Below are 2,800 nucleotides of genomic sequence, written 5' to 3' on the forward strand. Positions count from 1 at the left end.
CTTGGTATGATGAACAGCCTTATTGCCGAAAAAGATAACTTTCCACTCGCAAAAGTCGTGTTTTACGACATAGATGAGAAACGCCAAGAGTCGAATGCATTAGCTACTGAAATTCTATTGCGAGAACACTATCCAGAAGTTGAAGAGTTTGTTTATACAACGGATAAATCTGTCGCATTCGCAGATTCGGACTTTTTCTTTATCCAGATCCGCACTGGTGGGTTGGCCATGCGCGAGCGCGATGAACAAATCCCGCTATCCAACTCTTGTGTTGGGCAAGAGACATGTGGCGCGGGAGGAATGGCATATGGACTTCGCTCTATCGGCGATATGATCCAGCTAGTGAACGAGATCCGACAAACGTGTCCAGATGCGTGGATTCTTAATTACACCAACCCAGCGGCAATTGTCGCTGAAGCTTTAAATCGTGAATTTCCGCATGATAAGCGAATTCTAAATATTTGTGATATGCCAGCAGCGATTATGGTCAGCTATGCGCAATTGTTAGGGTGTGAAATTTGGGACTTTGTTCCTGAATATTTTGGGCTTAATCACTATGGCTGGTTTACCAAAATTCGTAACAAACAGGGTGAAGACTTAACGGATAAAATTAAAAATATCATCCTAAAAGAAGGGATCAGTGCGGTTGATGCGGAAATAGCGGATGACCCATCGTGGCAAGCCACATTCAAAAACATGAGAACAATGCTTGCTGACAATCCAGAGTTTTTGCCGAATACGTATCTTCAATACTATTTGTACCCTGAAAAAATGGTGGCGAAAGAGGATATCAATAATACTCGCGCAAGGCAGGTAATTAACGGCCGTGAGAAACGAGTGTTCGAATTGAACGCAAGAATAATTGAAGCGGGCACCACGAAGCACGAAACACTGCATGCCGATATCCATGGTCGATACATGGTGAGAGTCGCGGCTTCGCTTGCCTACAACTTGAGCGATGTGTATCTCGTCATCGTACCGAATAATGGTGCTATTACAAATTTACAAAATGACGCCATGGTAGAAGTTCCAGCTGCGCTAACTAGTGATGGACCGAAAGCTTTTACTGTAGGAAAAATCCCAACCTTCCAAAAAGCCATGATTGAGAGCCAACTTGGTTACGAGAAATTAGTCGTGGATGCTTGGTACGAAGGAAGTCAGCAAAAGCTGATTAATGCACTCACACTTAACCGTACCGTGGTTAATGTGCCAAAAGCTAAAGAAATAACAAAACAATTACTAGAAGAAAATAAAGCCTACCTTCCTCAATTTTTTCAATAACAACTGGACGTTCGGGGCCTACTTGTAGGCTCCGTGAATGAAACAAGAGGTTTATATGAAAGACATTATTCAAAGGTTCGGGGCCGCGATGTTTGTACCCGTTCTATTATTTCCAGCAGCGGGCATGTTATTGGGTTTCTCTGTTGTGCTGTTAAATCAAGAAGTGTTTCCTTGGGCACTAGAGGGGAGTGCTTGGGTTAAAGTCTCGACGATCATTTTACAGGCATCTCTCGCTGTATTTAAAAATATGGCACTTATTTTTGCCGTTGGGTTACCTATCGCTTTAGCTAAAAAAGCATCTGGTCGCGCTGTACTTGCAACACTTGTTTCCTACATTACGTATAACTACGTTATTGGTGGAATCCTTCAATTTTGGGGGCCAGAACTGGGCGTTAGCTATACGGAAGGTGAGCGAGGTTTGACTGAAGTTGGTGGCATTCTAACGCTTGATACCAACTTGCTAGGTGCCATTTTAATTGCAAGTCTCTCTGTTTGGGTTCACAACCGATTCTTTGATAAAAAGCTACCGGATTGGGCGGCTGTATTTGGCGGAACGCCATTGGTTGTGATCATTAGCTTCCCAATTATGGTCGTGATGGCAATTCTAACTTGTTTGACTTGGCCAAGTATTCAGCATGGTATTAACAATCTGCAATCATTTTTGGTTTCTGCTGGATCGTTAGGGGTATGGCTATTTACTTTTTTAGAGCGAATCATGATACCAACGGGGTTGCATCATTTCGTATATGGTCCCGTTTTTTATGGGCCTGTTGCAGTCGATGGCGGAACGGTTTCCTATTGGATTCAAAATATACAGACATTCGCCCAGAGCTCGGAAAGTTTAACGACACAATTTCCTCAGGGTGGTTTGATGTTGACGGGAATGGGTAAAGTGTTTGGTTGTACGGGTATCGCACTAGCACTCTATTCAGTTGCGAAAAAAGAAAATAAAAAGATGGTGATGGGGTTAGTGCTCGGAGCCGCAATCACAGCAATTCTTACAGGGATCACCGAACCAATAGAGTTTACATTCTTATTTATCGCACCTGCGCTGTTTGCTTTGCATGCGTTGTTATCTGCGACAATGGCAACGATCGCCTTTATGTTTGGTGTTTCCGGTAACTTTCAGACTGGCTTGATAGACTTCATTTTCCAAAACTGGTTGCCTTTAGCTGGTAACCATGCAGGAACATACGTGATTCAGATTATTATTGGTCTCATGTTTACTGGTGTTTACTTTGTTACGTTTCGCGCGCTTATTTTAAAATACAACATACTTACTCCGGGACGTGAAGGTGCAGATAGTAAGTTGTATTCCAAAGCTGACTACAAAGAAGCGAAAGCGGTCCATAACAGTAGCGCAAGTCCGTCACAAGCTAGTGCTTTTATTGAAGGTCTGGGTGGAAAAGAAAACATTGAATTGTTAACTAATTGCGCGACGCGTTTGCGTGTTAAAGTTAAAGATGTCTCTCTTGTAAAGGAGAACGCATTTTTCACACAGCACGGAGCGGTGAATATT

General features: G+C 42.9%; 2 protein-coding genes. Both read left to right on the forward strand.

Annotated features, from left to right (window positions below; genetic code table 11):
* A partial coding sequence (locus CAG69_RS11385; protein ID WP_161444234.1) for a 6-phospho-alpha-glucosidase occupies positions 1-1,281 on the forward strand: 1,281 nt, incomplete at its 5' end.
* A 55-nt stretch (positions 1,282-1,336) separates the two neighbouring features.
* On the forward strand, positions 1,337-2,800 hold a 1,464-nt coding region (locus CAG69_RS11390; protein WP_161444236.1), incomplete at its 3' end, for an alpha-glucoside-specific PTS transporter subunit IIBC.

Origin of the sequence: Vibrio sp. V43_P6S15P86 (assembly GCF_009904725.1) — a bacterium.
In the GTDB taxonomy this organism is placed as follows: Bacteria; Pseudomonadota; Gammaproteobacteria; order Enterobacterales; family Vibrionaceae; genus Vibrio; species Vibrio diabolicus.